Genomic DNA, 22,838 nt, shown 5'->3' on the forward strand with positions numbered 1-22,838 from the left:
AGGTGGATACTTTCTATTTGTCAGATAGGGGAAGAGTTAGACAACATAATGAGGATTGTGTTGGTGTTTTTGAAAACGAAGCTGGTGTGTTGGCGATTGTTGCTGATGGAATGGGAGGTCATCTGGCTGGAGATGTTGCTAGTCAAATGACCATCTCTACCTTTAAAGGATTATGGGAGCAAGTGAAGCATATTGATAGCCCTAAAGATGCTGAGGCTTGGTTTATTGAGAAGGTCTCAGAGGTAAACAAAGCTGTTTATGACCATTCTTTATCGAATCCAGAATGTCAAGGCATGGGAACAACAATTGTTGGTGTAATTATAACCCCAAGCTTCGCGACCATTGGTCATATTGGAGATAGTCGGTGTTATCTATTAAACCACAGTGGTTACAAGCAAGTGACCCAAGACCATTCACTCGTAAATGAATTGGTACGGTCAGGACAAATTTCAAAAGAAGATGCTGAACATCATCCTCGGAAAAATGTCCTTTTACGGGCATTAGGCACAGAACAAACAGTAGAACTTGATCTTTCCACGATTGAATTTGAACAAGATAATGTGCTTTTATTATGCTCTGATGGGTTGTCAAACAAAGTTTCTGATGAAGAAATGCAAGAAGAACTTTTAAAAAGTCATTCTCTTCCGGAAATTGCGAATTCGCTTGTTAAGTCAGCAAATGATAACGGTGGAGAGGATAATATTTCTCTAGTCATTATAAAAAAGACGGCAAATCTTGAATTAGGTGAAGCGCCGTGCTAATAGGTAAAAGAATTAGTGGTCGTTATAAAATTCTAGAAGTTATTGGCGGAGGTGGAATGGCAAACGTCTATCTAGCCAAGGACATGATTCTAGAAAGAGAAGTTGCAATGAAGGTATTGCGATTTGACTTTTCTAACGATGACGAATTTATTAAAAGATTTAGAAGAGAAGCACAATCTGCAACAAGCTTGGCCCATCCTAATGTAGTAAGCATATATGATGTCGGAGAAGAAGATGGGATTTACTATATTGTAATGGAGTATGTAGATGGTCAAACCTTAAAGCAATACATACAGCAGTTTGCTCCTATTCACCCGAGAAAAGCGGTTAACATAATGGTACAGATTGTATCAGCGATCCAACACGCACATGATAATCATATTATTCATCGTGACATAAAACCACATAATATATTGATTGACCATCATGGTAATGTGAAAGTAACAGATTTTGGAATTGCGATGGCACTTAGCTCAACAACAATCACACAAACCAATTCTGTACTAGGGTCTGTCCACTATTTATCACCTGAACAAGCTAGAGGTGGATTAGCAAATAACAAATCTGATATCTATTCAATTGGAATCGTATTATTTGAGTTATTAACTGGACGTTTGCCATTCGATGGTGAATCTGCTATTTCGATTGCCTTAAAGCATTTGCAATCAGAGACACCATCACCGAAAAGATGGAATCCCGATATCCCACAAAGCTTAGAAAATATTATTTTAAAAGCGACTGCAAAAGATTCTTTTCACCGCTATGATTCTGCAGAAGAAATGGAAAAAGATCTTGAAACTGCATTTGATGTAAGTCGGATATCTGAACCTCGTTTTTCAATTCCTGAGGATTTCGAAGCAACAAAAGCAATACCTATTATTACGAATGAAGATATTGAACAAAGTAAAATCGAGGATACAATTGTACATTCCACAATAGATAACCAAAAAGAAGAACCAAAAAAGAATATTAAGCAAAATAAAAAGCTAGCAAAGAAAGAAAAGAAACCAAAAAAGCAAAAAAGCAAACTTGCCATCTTTATTATTACCACTTTTATTATTTTAATCACGGCTAGTGTTGCTGCTTTTACAATAATTCCGCCTATGATGCTACCAAAGGATATCGAAGTGCCTGATGTTTCAGGGGAAACTTATGAAGATGCAGTAGATATTCTCTATGAAAATGGATTTGAAGTTGGAGAACCTGTTCTTGTCTCTGATGAGGAGATAGAAGAAGGATATGTCATCAAAACAATTCCATCAGCTTCAGAAATAACAAAAGAAGGTGCAACAATAACGATTTATGAGAGTACTGGTAAAGAAAAAGTAGTGCTTGATGATTATGTTGGGAAAAATATTGACAGGGTCAAATCAATTCTCGAAATAAAGGGTTTTACCATTGATGTGAAAGAAGAGTCAAATGAAGTGGAGAATGCAGGAACGATTCTAACTCAATCGCCTGAAATAGGGGTAGAAGTAATCCCTTCTGAGGAAACCATAGAGTTTACGGTGAGCTCTGGACCTAAGCTTGAAAAAATCGAGAATTTTGTTGGTAAAAGTAAGTCTCAAGTCGATGAATATGTAAGTTCTAATGGATTTACTTCTATAGAATCTGAGGAATATTCAAATGATATTCCCATTGGCCATCTTATTTCACAATTACCAGAAGTAGGAACAGAAGTCGTTCCTAAAGACACAACTTTGCAGCTTGTATATTCTTTGGGTCCAGAACCTGAACCGCCTAAGAAGGTAGAAAAAACCGTAGAAATTCCATATGAGCCAGAAGAAGAAGGTCAAGAGCTTGTGGTTAAAATTAGTATAGATGATGCTGAGAATTCAATTTCAGAAACCTACGAAGAATTCAAAATAATAGGTCCACAAACTAAGCGGTTGGAATTTATAATTGCTCCAGATGAAAGCGCGTTTTACCAAATTACGATCGATAATAAAGTTGTCGCCTCTGAAACAATTCCATATCCAGAGGAATAAAAGCAGAATATAGTTTTTTATTATGGAATATCACAAGAATATTAATCACAAACTTTTACTATGAATTCTTGTAATGAGCTTTAATAAATCAATAACATATTTAGAGAAACAACAATATTGTTCTAGGAGGTTATTCATGCCACAAGGGAAAATTGTGAAAGCTCTTAGTGGTTTTTACTATGTGCAAGACGGCGAAAGAATGATTCAATGTAGAGGTAGAGGTATTTTTCGGAAAAATAAGATCACCCCACTTGTAGGAGATGAAGTTGAATACCAGGCAGATAATGATCAAGAGGGTTATATACTTGAAATATTTGGCCGTAAAAATGAACTTGTCAGACCACCTATTTGTAATGTCGACCAAGCGATTCTTGTTTTTTCAGCAGTTGAACCTGATTTTAGTCCAGCGCTGCTTGATCGCTTCCTTGTACTGATTGAAGCTAATGATATTGAACCAATTCTGGTTATTAGTAAGGCAGATTTAATTCCATCTGAGGATATAAAAGAAAAAGTGCTTTCGTATGCTAAAGATTATCAAAATGCAGGGTACAAAGTGCTATTAACTTCTACTGTTGAATCTAGTGTAGAACATGACCTACAACCGATTCTAGATAATAAAATTTCAGTTTTTGCTGGACAATCTGGAGTAGGAAAATCATCGTTATTAAATGTTTTAAGACCAGATCTTGATCTAAAGACAGATGATATTTCAACACATTTAGGGAGAGGTAAGCATACGACAAGACATGTAGAATTAATTGCAGCAGGGTCTGGCTTTGTTGCAGATACACCAGGTTTTAGTTCATTAGATTTTACAGGTATTGAGGTTGAAGATTTAACCTACTGTTTTCCGGAAATGAAAGAAAGAAGTGGGAATTGTAAATTTCGTGGTTGCACACATGTGAAAGAGCCAAAATGTGCGATCAAAGAAGCGGTAGATAATGGAGAAATACCGCAATATCGATATGAACATTATTTAACCTTTGTTGAAGAAATAAAAGATAGAAAGCCGAGGTATTAGTATGATAAAAATTGCCCCATCAATCCTATCGGCAAATTTCGCGAAATTGGGTTTGGAGATTAAAGATGTAGAAAATGGTGGTGCCGACTATATTCATGTAGATGTTATGGATGGACACTTTGTACCAAATATTACGATTGGGCCTTTAATTGTGGAAGCAATTCGACCTGTTACAAAGCTTCCTTTAGACGTACACCTCATGATTGAACAACCAGACAGTTATATACATGAGTTTGTGCGTGCAGGTGCGGATATCATTACTGTACATGTTGAAGCATGTAAACATCTACATAGAACCCTTCAATTAATCAAGTCTGAGGGTATTAAGGCAGGTGTAGTGTTAAACCCACATACACCTATCGAGTCAATACAGCATGTTCTAGAGGATATTGATATGGTTTTATTAATGACAGTAAATCCTGGTTTTGGGGGACAAGCTTTTATTCCACAAGTCTTACCAAAAATTAAACAGCTTGCTACAATTATTAAAGAAAAACAGCTTCCGATCGAAATTGAAGTGGATGGCGGAATTAATGAAGAAACGGCCAAACTTTGTGTTGAAGCCGGAGCAACTGTACTTGTTGCAGGTTCGGCTATTTATAATAAGCCTGATCGCCATCAAGCAATTCAAGCCTTAAAACAGGCCATTCATTCATAAATCTGAAAAACTCATCTAAGATTCAATTTAAATCAATAAAGAGTTCTGACGCATTCCCTGTGTCAGACTTTTTTTATATCTTAAGTACTAAACTTCGGTATAAGATTAATCAGATGAGCAGAGCCAAGAAGTTGTGCTTAACAAACGATGGTTAGGAAGAAAAAGTTCAGGTGAAGCCTTTGGACTTAGCATTTTTAGCATGGTAAGTCACGCTATCCATTAGTGAGGATAAAGTGAAAAATTTAATAAAATTTTGATACATAAGGAGTTAATATGAAAACAATCGCACTTGTTGCAGGAGGACCAAAAGAAAATCTCCCTGTATTAACAGATTATCATCACGAGGGTGTTATATGGGTTGGAATTGATAGAGGGACGTTATACATACAAGAGTCAGGATTGCCCCTAACCTTTGCTTTTGGAGATTTTGACTCCATTACAAATAAAGAGAGGAATGAGTTGACAAAGGCTTTCACTAATTTGTCTATCTTTTCTGCTGAAAAGGATAAAACAGATACTGAGCTTGCATTAGAATGGGCAGTTCAACAATCACATGAACTCATACAAATTTTTGGAGCAACTGGCGGAAGAATCGACCATATGCTTGGTAATATTCAACTCCTTTTTAAAACAATAAAGTATGATTCAAAAATTGAAATAATCGATCGTCAAAATCATATCACGCTCTTCACTCCAGGAACATATACAATAAAGAAACACAAGGAGTGGAAATATATATCGTTTATTCCGATTAGTCATGAAGTGAAGGGTATTACGCTAGAAGGATTTAAATATCCATTAAATAATTGTCATATCAGCATTGGATCGACATTATGTATTAGTAATGAACTCATTCATGAACAAGGTACTTTTTCTTTTCATGACGGCATAATATTAATGATAAGAAGTCGAGATTAAGCCTTGTGGATTCAAAGAGATAAGGTCTCGCGTCATTTTTTTCCACAGACTGAATATAATGCTAAAGAACTGATTTGATTTTTATGAAACTTTGACGCTAATAGTACCTTTAAACAAGCATGTTTAATGATTTGGTTGAGGAGGGAAACAATGAGATTTTATACGATTAAGCTACCAAAGTTTTTAGGAGGAATTGTTCGAGCAATGCTCGGTTCGTTTAAAAAAGATTAAGAAAAAAGCACCGTTATTTTCGGTGCTTTTTTCTTAGCTTATGTGTTTTATATTTATTGAATATGAAACATAGCTGCAATATAGCAAACTAAGATAAGCTATCATTTCATGTTTTCTGCTTTATAGGTAGTTCAAAAAGTCCGGAAAAATAGCTATTGAATTTCTACGACAGCTTGTTACTCGACTCCTCACGAATATAAACGTTTTGGTGTTGAAGATTAAGCTTTCTACTTGAAGTTCTAGGCTCTTTTTGTCTTCCTTTTTGAACACTAATTTAGAGAGAGCTTAATATGAATTAAACTCGCTCAACTTTACCTGATCTTAAAGCGCGAGCAGATACATATACTTTTTTTGGTTTACCGTTTACTAAGATGCGAACTTTTTGAAGGTTTGCGCCCCAAGTACGTTTGTTAGCGTTCATCGCGTGTGAACGTGCATTACCTGAGCGAGTTTTTCTACCAGTAACAACGCATTTACGTGCCATGTTATTCCCTCCTTACTACAAAAAAACCTAACATTTTTTACAATAGTCATGTACATAGCCATGAGATACTTTAATAATTTATCATAACTGCCTCAGGAATGCAATACTTCAACGTAAAGCTTTCAAGAATTTTTCCTTGACATAGTATTTAATGGTGTATTGTATAATACTATTGAAAAAAGGAATTGTGTTTTGTTCTTTTATTGATAAAGGCGCTTCCACTTTTCATTTGTGCATGCTTATAGTAAAATAATTATAGCCAGTGAGAGCAATTCCAAAGGGGGAACGATCATGTCCATTGAATTAAAAACGAAGTACGGACAAATTGATATATCAAACGAGGTCATTGCAACTGTTGCCGGTGGTGCAGCAATTGACTGCTATGGTATTGTTGGAATGGCATCAAAGAATCAAATTAAAGATGGTCTTACAGAAATTCTTAGAAAAGAAAACTTTAGCAGAGGCGTAATTGTACGCCAAGAAGACGAAACAATTTATATTGATATGTATATTATCGTCAGCTATGGTACAAAAATTTCTGAAGTCGCACATAACGTTCAAACTAAAGTTAAGTATACGTTAGATCAGACGGTTGGACTTGCTGTTGATTCCGTAAATATTTTTGTACAAGGTGTTCGTGTAGCGAACTCGTAGTAAGGAGGAAATTACCTGTGTCAATTACAACTTTAGATGGTAAGCGTTTTGCAGAGATGATTTTGCAAGGGGCAAACCACCTATCGAATAATGCAAAATTAGTCGATGCACTAAACGTTTTTCCAGTTCCTGATGGTGACACTGGAACGAACATGAATTTATCGATGACATCAGGGGCAAAAGAAGTCCAAAACAATACTTCAGATCATATCGGTAAGGTTGGTAGTGCTCTATCAAAAGGACTATTAATGGGTGCTAGAGGAAACTCTGGTGTTATTCTTTCGCAATTATTCAGAGGGTTCTCAAAATCAATTGAATCGAAGCAGTCGATTAACAGTTTAGAATTTGCTAATGCACTTCAGGCAGGTGTAGATACAGCATATAAAGCAGTCATGAAGCCTGTTGAAGGTACGATTTTAACTGTTGCAAAAGACGCTGCTAAAGCTGCAGTGCTAGCGGCAGAAAATGAGATTGCTATTGATAAATTAATGGAAGTAATATTAACAGAAGCGAATCAGTCATTAAAGCGTACACCTGATCTTCTTCCAGTTTTAAAAGAGGTTGGAGTAGTTGATAGCGGTGGTCAAGGGTTAGTGTTTGTATATGAAGGGTTCTTAGCTGTTTTAACAGGAGAAAAACTTTCAACTCTAAATGCATCAATGCCTTCTATGAATGAACTTGTAAACGCTGAGCATCATAAAAGTGTTCAAAGTCATATTAATACTGAAGACATTGAGTTTGGCTATTGTACAGAGTTCATGGTACGTTTTGAAGCTGATAAGACACCATTCAATGAAGAAAATTTCAGAAATGATTTAAGTCAATTTGGTGATTCATTACTCGTTATTGCTGATGATGAGCTTGCAAAAGTACATATACATGCAGAACATCCTGGTGAGGTTCTTTCATACGGTCAAAAATATGGAAACCTTATTAACATGAAAATCGAAAATATGCGACAACAACATACTAATATTGTTGGTGAAAATTCACAGGCTGCTCCTAAAGTAGAATTAAAGCAAGAAAAGCAGAAATATGGCATCGTGACAGTAACCATGGGCAAAGGTATTGCTGAGCTATTTAGAAGTATCGGAGCGAATGAAGTGATCGAAGGTGGACAAACGATGAATCCTAGTACAGAGGATATCGTACAAGCTATTAAAGACGTTCATGCTGAAACCATTATAATTCTACCAAATAACTCAAATATTGTCATGGCTGCACAACAAGCTGCCTCTGTTGTTGAAGATAATGTCATTGTCATTCCTTCTAAAACAGTACCACAAGGAATGGCTGCACTACTCGCTTTTAATCCTACTGCAGATCCTAGTGATGTAGAAAATACACTAATTGATGCCTTGAGCAATGTGAAAAGCGGTCAAATAACGTATGCAGTTCGCGATACGAATATTGATGGACTTGATATTACAAAAGGGGACTTCATGGGGATTTTGAATGGTAAAATAACCATTACAGATCGTGATCAACTAGCTGCTTCGAAGAAACTACTTTCAGAAATGATTTCTGCAGAGGATGAGATTTTAACGATTATCCAAGGTGAGGATGCAAACGATGAAGAAGTAGAGAAACTAATTCAATTTGTTGAGGAACAGTTCGAGGACATTGAAGTTGAAACGCATAAAGGTGAACAACCTTTATATTCTTATATTTTCTCAGTTGAATAAAATCACACATAGAAACTCGGCATTTGCCGAGTTTTTTTCAGTGTGAAATAAATGAAGAATTCCTCTGTTACAAACTTCTAATAATCAATTTTCCAAGATGAAAACTCAATAATTTATACTGAACTTTTATCAAAATATAAGTTCAGACTTTTTAATTCGTAAGCTTGTACAGCTTGAAGAGAAATCTGTTAAACTAATCTTATTACGTATGCTGCAAGAAAAGAACTAGCACAAGGAGGTTAGCCGCGAGTCCTAAAGGTCAACATCTAAAGACCATAATAGGGAATCGCAAAATAAATGTGAAGAAAAGACTAGCAGAACCTATTTCATCAATTAAAGGTGTTGGTGATGAAACAGAAGACCTTTTAAACGATATAGGTATATATACAATTGATGATCTTATAGAATATTTTCCATATAGATATGATGATAACAGCTTAAAAGACCTTGCGGATGTTAAACATGACGAAAGAGTAACCGTGGAGGGGAAGGTTCATAGTGAACCACTACTTTCTTATTTTGGTAAAAAGCGTTCACGCCTTACATTCCGTATATTAGTTGGTCGATACTTACTCTCCGCAGTTTGTTTCAATCGTCCTTATTTTAAAAATAAGCTAACGATCGATTCAACAGTGACCGTTATAGGGAAGTGGGACAAACATCGGCAAACCATTACCGTTCAAGAACTTACATTTGGACCTAAGCAAGTGCTCAATGGAATTGAACCTGTGTATTCTGTAAAAGGTAAGCTTACAATTAAAGGGATGCGGAAATTTATTTCTCTTGCGTTAAACGAATTTTTAGATGAAATAGAGGAAATCATTCCAACTGAGCTCTTACAAAAATATAAGCTTCAAACAAGAAAGGAAGCTTTACGTTCGATTCATCTACCAGATGGAAAGGAAGAATTAAAGCAGGCAAGAAGGCGTTTTGTGTATGAAGAATTTCTCTTATTTCAGTTGAAAATGCAAACATTACGCAAGGTGCAAAGAGAACAATCACAGGGAATAGCCCATGAATTTCCTGAAGAAAGTCTTGAAAACTTTATTAAAGCATTACCTTTTCCTCTTACGAACGCTCAAGCACGTGTGATTAATGAAATTATTACAGATATGAAGTCACCATTTAGAATGAACAGATTACTTCAAGGAGATGTTGGATCAGGAAAAACGGTAGTTGCAGCAATTGGAGTATATGCTGCTATTTTATCTGGTTATCAAGCCGCTCTAATGGTCCCAACGGAGATATTAGCTGAACAGCATGCAGAGTCTTTATCTAACTTGTTTGAATCATTTGATGTGAATGTCGCTCTGTTAACAAGCTCTGTTAAAGGTAAGAAACGTCGCGAGCTTTTAGAAAAGGTGAAAAATAATGAGATTCAGCTTTTAATTGGAACGCATGCTCTGATTCAAGATGAAATTCATTTTCACAAGCTTGGCTTAGTTATTACAGATGAACAACATCGATTTGGAGTTGAGCAAAGACGGATGCTCCGTGAAAAGGGAGTCAATACAGATGTATTATTTATGACAGCTACCCCGATTCCTCGAACACTAGCGATTACTGCGTTTGGAGAAATGGATGTCTCTATTATAGATGAGTTGCCTGCAGGTAGAAAAACAATTGAAACATATTGGGTAAAGCCAACAATGCTTGAGAGAATTTTGGCTTTTATTGAAAAAGAAATATCTAAGGGGCGTCAAGCTTATGTGATCTGTCCTTTGATCGAGGAATCTGACAAGCTTGATGTACAAAATGCATTGGATGTTCATAGTATGCTCACCTCTTATTATAAAGGTCGTTATCAGGTAGGTCTAATGCATGGTAGACTATCATCTGATGAAAAAGATACTGTAATGCGAAGCTTTAGTCAAAACCAGGTAAATATATTAGTCTCAACAACTGTTGTTGAGGTTGGTGTAAATGTCCCGAATGCAACAACAATGGTTATATATGATGCAGAGCGTTTTGGCTTGTCACAGCTTCATCAGCTTCGTGGTCGTGTGGGAAGAGGAAGTGAACAGTCATATTGTATTTTACTAGCAGATCCGAAATCAGAAGCAGGTAAAGAAAGAATGAAGATTATGACAGATACGAATGACGGCTTTGTTTTATCTGAAAGAGATTTAGAGTTGAGGGGTCCAGGAGATTTCTTCGGTAAAAAGCAAAGTGGTATGCCGATTTTCAAGGTTGCTGACATGGTCCATGATTATCGTGCATTAGAAGTTGCAAGACAAGATGCTGTAGAATTAGTTCGTTCAAAATCTTTTTGGGTAGAAGATAGATATGAGGGGTTAAGAATGTACTTAATTCAATCTGGTATTCTAAATGGGGAGAAGTTAGATTAATAGTTAAATGGTATTGAAATAGTGATCTCTAGCTCCAGCGCCTGGAGCGAAGACCTATATGCTACTCATGAATTGAAGGAAAGAGCACCTTCATTTCATGAGTGTCTTATGCTTTTCAGGGCTAACCAAGGCGCTTTCGCTTTTCTGCTGTCTAGCTCCAGTGCCTAGCCCCTCGAGTCATAAGCTACTCATGAATTGAAAGAAAGAGCACCTTCATTTCATGAGTGTCTTATGCTTTTCAGGGCTAACCAAGGCGCTTTCGCTTTTCTGCTTGCATTCTATTTTTTTTATCTATATACTACTATTAGTACCTAGTCTTAATAGTTCGGACGGTGTCATAGTGATATGAGAAAAAATAAAAAAGAGAGACAGCAATTATTGCAGGAAACTATAGGTGATACACCTTTTATAACAGATGAGGAATTAGCTGATAAGTTCCAAGTGAGCATTCAAACAATTCGTCTTGACCGCTTAGAATTATCAATTCCAGAATTAAGAGAACGTATAAAACATGTTGCAGAAAAGAAACTAGACGATGAAGTGAAATCGTTACATATAGAAGAAATTATCGGAGAAATAATTGATCTTCAGTTAGATGAGTCAGCAATTTCTATGTTAGAAATAAAAAAAGAGCATGTTTTTAGTAGGAATCAAATTGCTCGTGGTCATCATTTATTTGCACAAGCAAATTCATTAGCAGTAGCTGTTATTAATGATGAGTTGGCGCTTACTGCAACTGCAAGTATTCGGTTTACTCGACAAGTAATGGAAAATGAACGGGTAATTGCAAAAGCAAAGGTTGTAATGGGCGAATCTGAAAAAGGACGTACGACTGTCGAAGTAAACAGCTATGTCGGAAATGAATTAGTGTTTTCAGGTGAATTTGACATGTATCGCTCAAATCCAGCACAAAGGTAGGTAGCATAAATATGAAGTTAGCGATCGACGCAATGGGTGGAGATAATGCCCCACAGGCTGTAGTAGAAGGTGTTATAAAAGCCATTTCTGCTTTTTCAGACTTAGAGGTGACACTCATTGGTCATGAAGATAAAATTAAACCTTATTTAACAGATCAGACGAGAATTACAGTTATACATACAGATGAAGTAATTGAAGGTACAGATGAGCCAGTACGTGCGGTTAGAAGGAAAAAGAATGCTTCTATGGTACTAATGGCTAATGAAGTGAAGGAAGGACGAGCAGATGGTTGTATATCTGCTGGTAATACTGGTGCATTGATGACTGCAGGTCTATTTATTGTAGGTAGAATTGAAGGAATTGAACGACCAGCACTATCACCAACTTTACCAACATTGGATGGAAAAGGCTTTTTATTTTTAGACGTCGGTGCAAATGTGGACGCAAAACCAGAACACTTGCTTCAATATGCAATCATGGGCTCAATCTATGTAGAAAAGGTGCGTGGAATTAAGAATCCACGTATCGGCCTATTAAATGTAGGAACGGAAGATAAAAAAGGAAATGAATTAACGAAACAAGCTTTCGAGCTTTTAAAAAGAACGCAGTTAAATTTCGTTGGAAATGTTGAATCGAGAGACTTGATGAATTCTATAGCAGATGTTGTTGTAACAGATGGCTTTACCGGAAATATAGCTCTAAAGACAATTGAAGGTACCGCATTATCTGTGTTTTCAATGATGAAATCTGCTTTGACAAGTAATTTGAAGTCGAAATTAGCTGCAGGGATATTAAAGCCTGAGCTTCGAGGAATAAAGCAGAAAATGGATTACTCTGAATATGGTGGAGCCGCACTTTTTGGCTTGAAGGCACCCGTTATTAAAGCGCACGGTTCATCTGATGCTAATGCCATTTACAATGCGATACGTCAAACACGTGAAATGGTTTCGAACAATGTTTCTGATACAATCCATTCTTCACTTTAAGGTGATGTAGAGTAAGAATTAGATGAAAATCAGAAAGAAAAGAGGGACAGAGATATGACAAAACTAGCATTTTTATTTCCTGGACAAGGTTCACAAGCTGTTGGTATGGGGAAAGATCTCTTTGAACGCGTACTAGAATCAAAACGTATTTTTGAAGCAGCAGATAACCGCTTAGATGAAAAGCTAACAGAGCTTATTTTTGAAGGTCCACAGGATACATTGACATTAACCTATAATGCACAGCCTGCATTGTTAACAACAAGCATTGCGATATTGGAGCATTTTAAACAGCACGGAATAACTGCAGACTTTGTTGCCGGACACAGTCTTGGAGAATACACAGCACTTGTAGCAGCAGGCGTTTTAAGCTTTGAGGATGCTGTTTATGCAGTAAAAAAACGCGGTGAGTTTATGGATGAAGCTGTACCTGCAGGTCAAGGGGCAATGGCTGCAATTTTAGGTATGTCTGCAGAGGAGCTTGAGAGTGTTACTTCTGAAGTTACAAATACAGGACATTCTGTACAATTAGCTAATTTAAACTGTCCTGGACAAATTGTGATTTCAGGTACAGCTGAAGGGGTCGAACAAGCTTCTGCAATCGCAAAAGAAAAAGGGGCGAAACGTGCGATTCCATTAGTAGTTAGTGGTCCATTTCATTCAGAGCTTATGAAACCAGCAGCAAATCAATTACAGGAAGTTCTTTCAGAATTAGGCTTTCAAGATGCAACAATTCCAGTCATAGCAAATGTAACGGCGAACCCAGTTGAGAGCCAAGAAGAAATTAAGGATTTACTTGTGAAACAGTTATACTCTCCTGTAAGATGGGAAGAATCTGTAAAAACAATGATTGAAAACGGCGTAACGACATTTATTGAAATTGGGCCAGGCAAAGTTTTGTCAGGATTAGTGAAAAAAATAGATCGATCTGCTATTGTTTATTCCATATCAGATCTAGAAACAATTAATACAACGGTTGAGAAGCTTAAGGGGGAGTTATAATGCTAGAGAACAAAGTAGCATTAGTTACAGGTGCGTCACGTGGAATTGGAAAAGCTATTGCGCTTGAATTAGCTAAAAATGGTGCAAGTGTTGCTGTCAATTATGCTGGTAGTGAAGCAAAAGCAAATGAAGTTGTAGATGATATTAAAGCAAATGGTGGAAACGCATTTGCTATTAAAGCAGATGTATCAAATACTGAGGATGTACAAAATATGATCAAAGAAGTTATTAGTCAATTTGGTCAATTAGATATCCTAGTGAATAATGCAGGAATTACTCGAGATAATTTACTAATGAGAATGAAAGATGCTGAATGGGACGATGTTATTAATACGAACCTAAAAGGTGTATTCCTTTGTACAAAAGGTGTTACTCGTCAGATGATGAAGCAACGAAGCGGTCGCATTATTAATATAACTTCTGTTGTTGGAGTAAGCGGTAATGCAGGACAAGCAAATTACGTGGCTGCAAAAGCTGGTGTCATTGGTCTAACGAAAACAACTGCAAAAGAGCTTGCATCTAGAAATATTACTGTAAATGCAGTTGCACCTGGCTTTATCACAACAGATATGACAGATGAGCTATCAGAAGAGATGAAAGCGGAAATGCTAAAACAAATTCCTTTAGCGAAATTAGGAGAACCTAGTGATATCGCAAATATTGTTACCTTCCTTGCTTCGGAAAAAAGCAAATATATTACTGGTCAAACCATGCATGTTAATGGCGGAATGGTAATGTAACTACTGGTTCTGTCTAGCACCAGCGCTTAGCCCCTCTAGGGTCTAGTGACTCAATAATTAAAGGTAAAGAACACCTTCAATTATTGAGCGACTTATACTAATCGAAGCTGAACAAGGCGTTTTTCGCATTTCTTTAAAAAATGCTAGTTTGAAACCTAGTTTTTCTATTGAAAATCACTTATAATACTTGAGGGGAGGTGAAGGAAAATGGCAGAAGTATTAGAACGTGTAACAAAGATTATCGTTGACCGTTTAGGTGTTGATGAGGCTGAAGTAAAATTAGAGTCTTCATTCAAAGATGATCTTGGAGCAGATTCCCTTGATGTAGTTGAGCTTGTAATGGAACTTGAAGATGAGTTCGATATGGAGATTTCTGACGAAGATGCAGAAAAGATCGGTACAGTGGGTGACGCTGTTAACTACATAAATAGCTTACAGTAATGTTTGCTTAAAAGTCCCGTATTTTTACGGGGCTTTACCCCTTTTATAAGGGTAAATTTTATGATTAGAGAAATAGATAAATTTCGGACGGAGTACACTTTATTTGCTCCTGCGCCTTTTTTCCAAAAACACAAGATGTGTGTGTAAGTGGAGTTACCGCGATGACTTCGTGAATGTAACGGCTTTTTAGGTCATAAGCCCCTCCCTAATTGAAGGTATTAATTCCTTTTATTATGGAGTGACTTATTTTCTTAAGCCAAAAAATGCGCGCTTCCGTTTTAAATGGAGGACCCTATGCCAAGACATATTAACTACAAAGAGAAAAGAACCTTTGCAAAAAAGGTAGAGGAATTCAAAAAATTTCAAGAGCGTATAGGCCATTCATTCAAGAATGAAAAGCTTTTATATCAAGCTTTTACACATTCATCATATGTGAATGAACATCGCAAGAAGCCTTATGAAGATAATGAGAGGCTTGAATTTTTAGGAGATGCTGTTTTAGAGCTAACGATCTCACAGTACCTTTATAAAAAGTATCCGATGATGAGTGAAGGGGAGTTAACGAAACTACGTGCGGCAATTGTTTGTGAGCCTTCCTTAGTAGCATTCGCTAATAACCTTTCTTTTGGTAGTTTAGTGCTACTAGGAAAGGGTGAAGAAATGACCGGGGGGCGTGCTCGTCCTGCGTTACTTGCAGATGTATTTGAGGCATTTATTGGAGCTTTATATTTAGATCAGGGCTTGGAGGCTGTTGTACAATTTTTAGATCAGTTTGTTATTCCAAAGATTGACGAAGGTGCTTTTTCGCATGTGATGGATTTTAAAAGTCAACTGCAAGAGTTTGTTCAAAGGGACACAAAAGGTATTTTAGAATATAAAATTCTTCAAGAAAAAGGACCAGCACATAATCGGGAATTTGTATCAACTGTATCATTAAATGGTGAAGTTTTTGGAACTGGGAGTGGCAGATCTAAGAAAGAAGCGGAACAGCATGCTGCACAGGAAGCACTATCAAGGCTCCAACAAATTAATAATTAACTTTTAATAGGACAGACTCATTCGATAATGTCATGTACTTCACATTTTTATTAAATCATTTCATTTAAGTTAAATTGATTTATGGTGATAAACATGACATACGTGAGTCGTCCTTTTTTCATGTCATTAAAAGTTATCGACCTTTATCCGACATATTGTGATAAAATATGAAAGGATTTGTCATGTTTTAGGCATGACTAATAATTAAAATGTTTATGGATCATAACATCGATAGAGTGATTTTTCTAGCAGGTTAAAATCACATACTAAATAGAAAAAATAGTAAGGAGGAAATCACAATGTTCCTCAAACGATTGGATATTGTTGGATTCAAGTCCTTTGCTGAAAGAGTAACAGTTGACTTTGTAAAAGGTGTTACAGCAGTAGTTGGACCAAATGGAAGTGGCAAGAGTAATATTACTGATGGTATTAGATGGGTGTTGGGAGAGCAATCAGCTAAGTCTCTTCGGGGTGCAAAAATGGAGGATATCATTTTTGCTGGAAGTGATTCTAGGAAGAGTTTGAATATTGCTGAAGTGACATTAACGCTAGATAATGAAGATCATTTTCTTCCAATTGATTATCACGAGGTGAGTGTTACACGCAGAGTGTATCGTTCAGGAGAAAGTGAGTTTTTTATTAATAAGCAAAGCTGTCGCCTAAAGGATATAATAGATTTATTTATGGACTCTGGTCTTGGGAAGGAAGCTTTTTCAATTATTAGCCAGGGTAAAGTTGAAGAAATACTAAGCAGTAAATCTGAAGAGCGCAGAAGCATTTTTGAAGAAGCTGCAGGTGTTTTAAAATATAAATCACGTAAAAAGAAGGCTGAATATAAATTAGCCGAAACACAGGAAAACCTAAATCGTGTTCATGACATTTTACATGAGTTAGAGGGTCAGGTTGAACCATTAAAAATACAAGCATCTATTGCAAAGGATTTCTTGCAAAAGAAAGAAGAACTCGAACAAATTGAAGTAGCACTTACGGTTTATGAAATTGAAGAACTTCATCAAAAATACGAAGCGCTTGCTAAATCAGTTGATGATGGGAAAGATCGTGAACTCAAGCTTTCAGCAAACATGCAAAAAAGAGAAGCAGAAGTTGAGCGTATGCGCGATCATTTAACCGCATTAGATGATTCAGTTAATGACCTACAACAGGTTTTACTCTTGGCAAGTGAAGAGTTAGAAAAGTTAGAAGGAAGAAAAGAAGTTTTAAAAGAGCGAAAGAAAAATGCCCATCAAAATAAGGCTCAATTAGAAAAATCAATTGAAGAATTAACTGAGCGACTTGTAAGGTTGAAGAAGGAAAAACAAGAGCAGGAAGCGTTCTTACAAACCTCTAAAAAAGAGCTAAATACCATTCAAGATCAATTAGTAGCAAAACAACAGCTGATGACATCTTATGATCAAAATATTGAAGAATTAATTGAAGGCTTAAAAAGTGAATACTTTGAACTTTTAAATGAGCAGGCTACTGCACGTAATGAAATACATTATTTAGACGAGCAGCTAAGTCAACAAGAGCGGAAAAATACTAGACTGCTAGACTCGAATAAACGATATATAACAGAACGCGAAGATATTATTGAGAGAAAAACCAAAATCGAAGCGAAATATGCGCTAATTGAAAGCCAGTTATCTCATCAAATAAAGAGTTTTCGGGATGCGCAAACTAAACTTGAAAACGTAAAAAATGCGTATCAAAAGAAAGAATCGACTTTATATCAAGCTTATCAGATACTCCAGCAAACTCGCTCAAGAAAAGAAGTCTTAGAATCAATGCAGGAGGACTATGCTGGATTCTTCCAAGGTGTAAAAGAGATTTTAAAAGCAAAGGATAAGTTAGAAGGAATTCATGGAGCGGTTGCTGAATTAATTTCAACTGACAAAACCTACGAATCAGCAATTGAAATTGCCTTAAGTAGTTCGATGCAACATGTGGTTGTTGAAGATGAATCCTCAGCGAGGAAGGCGATTCAATTTTTAAAACAAAACTCTTTTGGTCGAGCTACATTTTTACCTCTAACAGTCATTAAGGAACGTTCAATTGGCTCACATGATCTTAAAGCAATTCAGTCTCATCAAGCATTTGTTGGTGTTGCGACAGATTTAGTGAAGTATCAACCACAATTCAAATCTATTATTGGCAATCTTCTCGGAACGGTTATTGTCACCTCAGACCTAAAGGGTGCAAACGAGATCGCGAAACTAATGAATTATCGTTACCGACTTGTTACACTTCAAGGTGATGTAGTGAATCCTGGTGGATCAATGACAGGTGGCGCTGTAAAACAAAAGAATAACTCCTTATTAAGTCGTGGACGTGAATTGGAAACAATTAATGCAAAATTAGCCGATATGGAAGAGAAGACATCTTCGCTTGAACAAGATGTAAAGGCAACAAAGGAAACTATTAAAAAACAAGAAGATATTCTCGAAGAGTTACGCTCTAATGGTGAAAAGCTACGTTTAGAAGAGCAAATGATCAGAAGTGAAATAAGGGAAATTGAATTAAATGAAAAGAATGTTAACGATCATTTAAAATTATATGATGCTGAAAGAGAATCATTTGAATCTGAAAAAGATAAGTTTTCAGCACGGAAAAGTGAGCTTAGTAATAAACTGCAGTCAATTTCTTTGAAACTTGAAAAGCTAGATAAAGAGATCGAGAAAATGTCCGAGAAAAAGGTATCCCAGCAAACCTCAAAAGACGAATTACATGATGAGTTGACCGAATTTAAAGTCATTCTAGCAAGCAAACGTCAGGTTTATGAAAATCAGAAAGAAAAGGTAGAACGAATAAACCAAGACTTGGAACAATCACAGGAAAAGTATGGTGAAGCAACTGAAGATTATTCCTTGCTTTCAAATGAAATGAATTCAAGTTCATCTGGTGAGGAAAAGCTAGAGGAAGCTGCGAGAAATAAGCTCCAGGATAAAAATAAAACGATTGAATTAATCGCAAGTAGACGTGAGGAGCGCCTCCAATTACATGAAAAGCTTGAGTATGAAGATCGTAAACTGAAGGAGTTAAAGCGTCAGGATAAACAGCTTCAAGATAGTCTAAAGGATGAAGAGGTAAAATTAAATCGCTTAGATGTTGAATTAGATAATCGTCTTAACCATCTTCGAGAAGAATATTTGTTAACCTTTGAAGGTGCAAAAGAAAAATATACCCTTGATATGGATATAAATGAAGCAAGAAAACGTGTGAAGTTGATCAAGCTTGCAATTGATGAGTTAGGAACGGTAAACTTAGGAGCGATTGATGAGTATGAACGAGTATTTGAACGTTTCACGTTCCTATCTGAGCAACGAAATGATTTGACAGAAGCAAAAGACACTCTTTACGAAGTTATAGGTGAAATGGACGAGGAAATGAAGAGAAGATTTGAGCAAACCTTTAATGCGATTCGTGCTCATTTTGAATCTGTTTTTCAGGCGTTATTTGGTGGTGGACGTGCTGAATTAAAGTTAACGGATCCGAATGATATATTGAATACAGGTGTTGATATTGTTGCACAACCTCCAGGTAAAAAGCTGCAAAATCTTGGTTTGCTTTCTGGTGGGGAACGTGCTCTAACAGCAATAGCATTATTGTTCTCAATTTTGAAAGTACGACCAGTACCTTTTTGTGTACTTGATGAAGTGGAGGCAGCACTTGATGAAGCAAATGTTCATCGTTTTGCACAATACCTGAAAAAGTTCAGTCATGAAACACAATTTATCGTGATTACCCACCGTAAAGGAACAATGGAAGAAGCTGATGTCCTGTACGGGGTAACGATGCAGGAATCAGGTGTTTCTAAACTTGTATCTGTAAGACTTGAAGAATCAAAAGAACTCGTACAATCTAGCTGAAAGGATGAACAAGCATGAGCTTTTTTAAAAAATTAAAGGATAAAATCACAAAACAAACAGATTCTGTAACAGAAAAGTTTAAAGAAGGCTTAACGAAAACAAGAGATTCATTTGCTGGTAAAATGAATGATCTTGTTGCAAAATACCGTAAAGTTGATGAGGAGTTCTTTGAGGAGCTTGAAGAGCTTTTAATCAGCGCAGATGTCGGTGTAACGACAGTTATGGATCTCATTGACGAATTGAAAATGGAAGTTAAACGTCAAAATATTCAGGATACGAAAGAGGTACAAGCGGTAATCTCCGAAAAGCTTGTAGAAATTTATCAAGGTGATCAAGATGGGGATGATAATGAACTAAATCTTCAAAAAGATCGCTTAAATGTCGTGCTATTTGTTGGTGTTAATGGTGTTGGTAAAACGACAACAATTGGAAAATTAGCTCACAAGCTTAAAAGTGAAGGGAATTCTGTTCTTTTAGCAGCAGGAGATACGTTTAGAGCGGGTGCAATTGAGCAGTTAGAGGTATGGGGAGAACGAGTTGGTGTAGATGTAATTAAGCAATCTGAAGGTTCTGATCCTGCAGCCGTAATGTACGATGCTGTTCAGGCTGCAAAGGCAAGAAAAGTAGATGTCCTTTTATGTGATACAGCAGGAAGGCTGCAAAATAAAGTGAATCTTATGAAGGAACTAGAAAAAGTAAAGCGTGTCATTGAAAAGGAGATCCCTGGAGCTCCACATGAGGTACTGCTCGTTTTGGATGCAACAACAGGGCAAAATGCAATGACACAAGCAAAGCAGTTTTCACAAGCAACAAATGTATCTGGTATCGTGTTAACAAAGTTAGACGGTACTGCAAAGGGTGGTATTGTATTAGCTATTAAAGGTGAGCTGGATATACCTGTGAAATTTGTAGGTCTTGGAGAGAAGATGGATGATCTTCAAGAATTTAATACAGAACAATATGTATATGGTCTTTTCTCTGGAATTATTGAAGAGCAAGAAGAACATTAAAAGTTTTTTAAAATAGAACGAGCTAACTTTTACTTTGAGAAAATGTGAAAGTTAGCTCGTTTTTATATTGCCACAGTACTTACAGATAGAATTATTCTTTAAAATCCGTAGTTTCATCCTGTAATACTTGACAAGGATCGGCTGCAAATGTAGACTATTAACATGTAAAGGTAATTCACTTAACAAAGGGGTGAAACGGCATAATGCTTGAAAAAACGACAAGACTTAATTATCTGTTTGATTTTTATCAATCATTATTAACTCCTAAACAAAAAAGCTATATGTCGTTATATTATTTAGATGATTTCTCCCTTGGTGAAATTGCGGAAGAATATAATGTTAGTAGACAAGCTGTTTACGATAACATTAAACGTACTGAAGCAATGCTGGAGCAATACGAAGAAAAGCTATTATTATTTCAAAAATTTCAAAAGCGTCAAGAGCTAATGACAAAACTTCGTGAATTCTCTGCTAAGACAGACAGAAATGCGGAAATTGGTTCATTGCTTAATGAACTTGAGAAATTAGATTAGGAGGCGGCATTATGGCATTTGAAGGATTGGCCGACCGACTGCAAAATACGATGGCAAAAATTCGCGGAAAAGGGAAGGTTTCTGAAGCTGATGTAAAAGAAATGATGAGAGAGGTTCGCCTCGCTCTTTTAGAAGCCGATGTAAACTTCAAAGTTGTTAAAGACTTTATTAAGCGCGTAAGTGAACGTGCTGTTGGTCAAGAGGTAATGAAAAGCTTAACACCGGGCCAACAGGTTATTAAAGTTGTAAAAGAGGAACTAACTGAATTAATGGGTGGAGAGCAAAGTAAAATTGCTGTTTCCAATCGCCCTCCAACAGTCATTATGATGGTTGGTTTACAAGGTGCTGGTAAAACAACGACAACTGGAAAGCTTGCAAACCTTTTACGTAAAAAGTTCAACCGTAAGCCATTGCTTGTTGCAGCAGATATTTACCGTCCTGCCGCAATTAAACAATTGCAAACATTAGGCAAGCAATTGGACATGCCTGTTTTTTCTATGGGCGATCAAGTTAGTCCTGTTGAAATTGCAACGAAAGCACTTGAACATGCTAAGAATGAACATCATGATTATGTTATCATCGATACAGCAGGTCGCTTACACATTGATGAAAATCTCATGGAAGAGCTAGAACAGGTAAAATCCATCGCTAAGCCGGATGAAATCTTCCTTGTTGTTGATGCAATGACAGGTCAAGATGCAGTAAACGTCGCAAAAAGCTTTAATGAACAACTTGGATTAACAGGTGTTGTATTAACAAAGCTTGATGGTGACACACGTGGTGGGGCTGCATTATCGATTCGCTCTGTTACAGATACACCAATTAAGTTTGTTGGTCTTGGTGAGAAATTGGATGCATTAGAAGCATTTCATCCAGAACGTATGGCATCAAGGATACTTGGTATGGGGGATGTACTAACCCTTATTGAAAAGGCTCAGACAAATGTTGATGCCGAAAAGGCAAAAGAGCTTGAGCAAAAAATGCGTACGATGTCATTTACGTTTGATGATTTTCTCGAGCAGTTGGGTCAAGTTCGCAACATGGGTCCTCTTGAAGATCTAATTGGTATGCTTCCAGGAGCAAACAAGGTTAAAGGACTCAAAAATCTTCAGGTTGATGAAAAACAGATAAGTCATGTAGAAGCCATAATTAAATCCATGACAAAGGCTGAAAAGATCAATCCTGAAATCATGAATGCTTCACGTAAAAAACGAATTGCAAAAGGTAGCGGAACATCTGTTCAAGAGATCAACCGTCTATTAAAGCAATTTGAAGATATGAAAAAAATGATGAAGCAAATGACTAGTATGTCAAAAGGTAAGAAAAAAGGGATGAAATTCCCATTTATGTAAATTTAAAAGTGCAGGCGCCTTGGTCAGGCCCGACAAGCATAAGACGCACATGAATATAAGGCGTTCTTTGCCTTCAATTCATGTGCGCTTATGACCTCGAGGGGAAAGGTTCTGGAGCTAGAGACTAAAACTAAGTACAAAAATCTACTTTTTTTAAAGGAAATTTCTTCTGACAAGAAAAAAACCTTTACATCATAAAAGTTATTT

Annotated in this window: 20 protein-coding genes; 19 read left to right on the forward strand and 1 reads right to left on the reverse strand. The window is 36.6% G+C overall.

Annotation, left to right across the window (positions count from 1 at the left end; translation table 11 throughout):
* Window positions 1-2: 2 nt before the first annotated feature.
* The 6 genes from HUW50_RS19565 (at window position 3) to spoVM (ending at window position 5,577) form a co-directional block, all read left to right on the forward strand.
* Entirely contained in the window at window positions 3-761 is a 759-nt protein-coding gene (locus HUW50_RS19565) for a Stp1/IreP family PP2C-type Ser/Thr phosphatase (protein ID WP_066338025.1), read from the forward strand.
* Complete coding sequence (gene pknB / locus HUW50_RS19570) at window positions 755-2,749, forward strand: Stk1 family PASTA domain-containing Ser/Thr kinase (protein ID WP_185653127.1); 1,995 nt, start codon at window positions 755-757, stop codon at window positions 2,747-2,749. Before HUW50_RS19565 ends, pknB begins: the two co-directional genes overlap by 7 nt.
* A 136-nt stretch (window positions 2,750-2,885) precedes the next feature.
* Window positions 2,886-3,770, forward strand: coding sequence for a ribosome small subunit-dependent GTPase A (gene rsgA, locus HUW50_RS19575; protein WP_066337878.1), 885 nt, complete (start codon window positions 2,886-2,888; stop codon window positions 3,768-3,770).
* A 1-nt stretch (window position 3,771) separates the two neighbouring features.
* Entirely contained in the window at window positions 3,772-4,428 is a 657-nt protein-coding gene (rpe, locus tag HUW50_RS19580) for a ribulose-phosphate 3-epimerase (RefSeq protein ID WP_066337876.1), read from the forward strand.
* Window positions 4,429-4,701: 273 nt separating this feature from the next.
* Entirely contained in the window at window positions 4,702-5,346 is a 645-nt protein-coding gene (locus tag HUW50_RS19585) for a thiamine diphosphokinase (protein WP_066337873.1), read from the forward strand.
* Between the two features lie 150 nt (window positions 5,347-5,496).
* Window positions 5,497-5,577 (forward strand): stage V sporulation protein SpoVM, encoded by an 81-nt coding sequence (gene spoVM, locus HUW50_RS19590; RefSeq protein WP_066337870.1) that lies wholly within the window; start codon window positions 5,497-5,499, stop codon window positions 5,575-5,577.
* 295 nt (window positions 5,578-5,872) lie between these two features.
* On the opposite strand, the gene rpmB is transcribed toward spoVM, so the two are convergent.
* Window positions 5,873-6,061, reverse strand: a complete 189-nt coding sequence (gene rpmB / locus HUW50_RS19595; RefSeq protein WP_066337865.1) for a 50S ribosomal protein L28 — start codon at window positions 6,059-6,061, stop codon at window positions 5,873-5,875.
* Between the two features lie 291 nt (window positions 6,062-6,352).
* On the opposite strand from rpmB, the gene HUW50_RS19600 reads away from it, so the two are divergent.
* The 13 genes from HUW50_RS19600 to ffh all read left to right on the forward strand — a co-directional run bounded on the left by HUW50_RS19600 (window position 6,353) and on the right by ffh (window position 22,631).
* Window positions 6,353-6,715, forward strand: a complete 363-nt coding sequence (locus HUW50_RS19600) for an Asp23/Gls24 family envelope stress response protein (RefSeq protein WP_066337858.1) — start codon at window positions 6,353-6,355, stop codon at window positions 6,713-6,715.
* A gap of 17 nt (window positions 6,716-6,732) precedes the next feature.
* A complete protein-coding gene (locus HUW50_RS19605) occupies window positions 6,733-8,400 on the forward strand; it encodes a DAK2 domain-containing protein (RefSeq protein WP_066337856.1) in 1,668 nt (555 codons plus the stop codon).
* Window positions 8,401-8,699: 299 nt separating this feature from the next.
* Window positions 8,700-10,748 (forward strand): ATP-dependent DNA helicase RecG, encoded by a 2,049-nt coding sequence (recG, locus tag HUW50_RS19610; RefSeq protein ID WP_066337855.1) that lies wholly within the window; start codon window positions 8,700-8,702, stop codon window positions 10,746-10,748.
* A 345-nt stretch (window positions 10,749-11,093) separates the two neighbouring features.
* Complete coding sequence (fapR, locus tag HUW50_RS19615) at window positions 11,094-11,666, forward strand: transcription factor FapR (protein ID WP_066337854.1); 573 nt, start codon at window positions 11,094-11,096, stop codon at window positions 11,664-11,666.
* Between the two features lie 11 nt (window positions 11,667-11,677).
* On the forward strand, window positions 11,678-12,652 hold the full coding sequence (plsX, locus tag HUW50_RS19620) for a phosphate acyltransferase PlsX (RefSeq protein WP_066337853.1): 975 nt from the start codon (window positions 11,678-11,680) through the stop codon (window positions 12,650-12,652).
* A gap of 54 nt (window positions 12,653-12,706) precedes the next feature.
* On the forward strand, window positions 12,707-13,651 hold the full coding sequence (gene fabD / locus HUW50_RS19625) for an ACP S-malonyltransferase (RefSeq protein WP_066337847.1): 945 nt from the start codon (window positions 12,707-12,709) through the stop codon (window positions 13,649-13,651).
* Window positions 13,651-14,391, forward strand: a complete 741-nt coding sequence (gene fabG / locus HUW50_RS19630) for a 3-oxoacyl-[acyl-carrier-protein] reductase (protein WP_066337845.1) — start codon at window positions 13,651-13,653, stop codon at window positions 14,389-14,391. Before fabD ends, fabG begins: the two co-directional genes overlap by 1 nt.
* 207 nt (window positions 14,392-14,598) lie before the next feature.
* Entirely contained in the window at window positions 14,599-14,832 is a 234-nt protein-coding gene (gene acpP / locus HUW50_RS19635) for an acyl carrier protein (protein WP_066337843.1), read from the forward strand.
* A 294-nt stretch (window positions 14,833-15,126) separates the two neighbouring features.
* Window positions 15,127-15,870 (forward strand): ribonuclease III, encoded by a 744-nt coding sequence (rnc, locus tag HUW50_RS19640; RefSeq protein WP_066337832.1) that lies wholly within the window; start codon window positions 15,127-15,129, stop codon window positions 15,868-15,870.
* A 299-nt stretch (window positions 15,871-16,169) separates the two neighbouring features.
* A complete protein-coding gene (gene smc, locus HUW50_RS19645; protein ID WP_185653128.1) occupies window positions 16,170-19,736 on the forward strand; it encodes a chromosome segregation protein SMC in 3,567 nt (1,188 codons plus the stop codon).
* Window positions 19,737-19,750: 14 nt separating this feature from the next.
* Window positions 19,751-20,746: a signal recognition particle-docking protein FtsY gene (ftsY, locus tag HUW50_RS19650; protein WP_066337829.1), complete on the forward strand. Its 996-nt coding sequence runs from the start codon at window positions 19,751-19,753 to the stop codon at window positions 20,744-20,746.
* 200 nt (window positions 20,747-20,946) lie between these two features.
* Window positions 20,947-21,279, forward strand: a complete 333-nt coding sequence (locus HUW50_RS19655) for a putative DNA-binding protein (protein WP_157094488.1) — start codon at window positions 20,947-20,949, stop codon at window positions 21,277-21,279.
* An 11-nt stretch (window positions 21,280-21,290) separates the two neighbouring features.
* Window positions 21,291-22,631, forward strand: coding sequence for a signal recognition particle protein (gene ffh / locus HUW50_RS19660; protein ID WP_066337823.1), 1,341 nt, complete (start codon window positions 21,291-21,293; stop codon window positions 22,629-22,631).
* Window positions 22,632-22,838: the final 207 nt, after the last annotated feature.

This window comes from Metabacillus sp. KUDC1714 (assembly GCF_014217835.1).
GTDB lineage: Bacteria > Bacillota > Bacilli > Bacillales > Bacillaceae > Metabacillus > Metabacillus rhizosphaerae.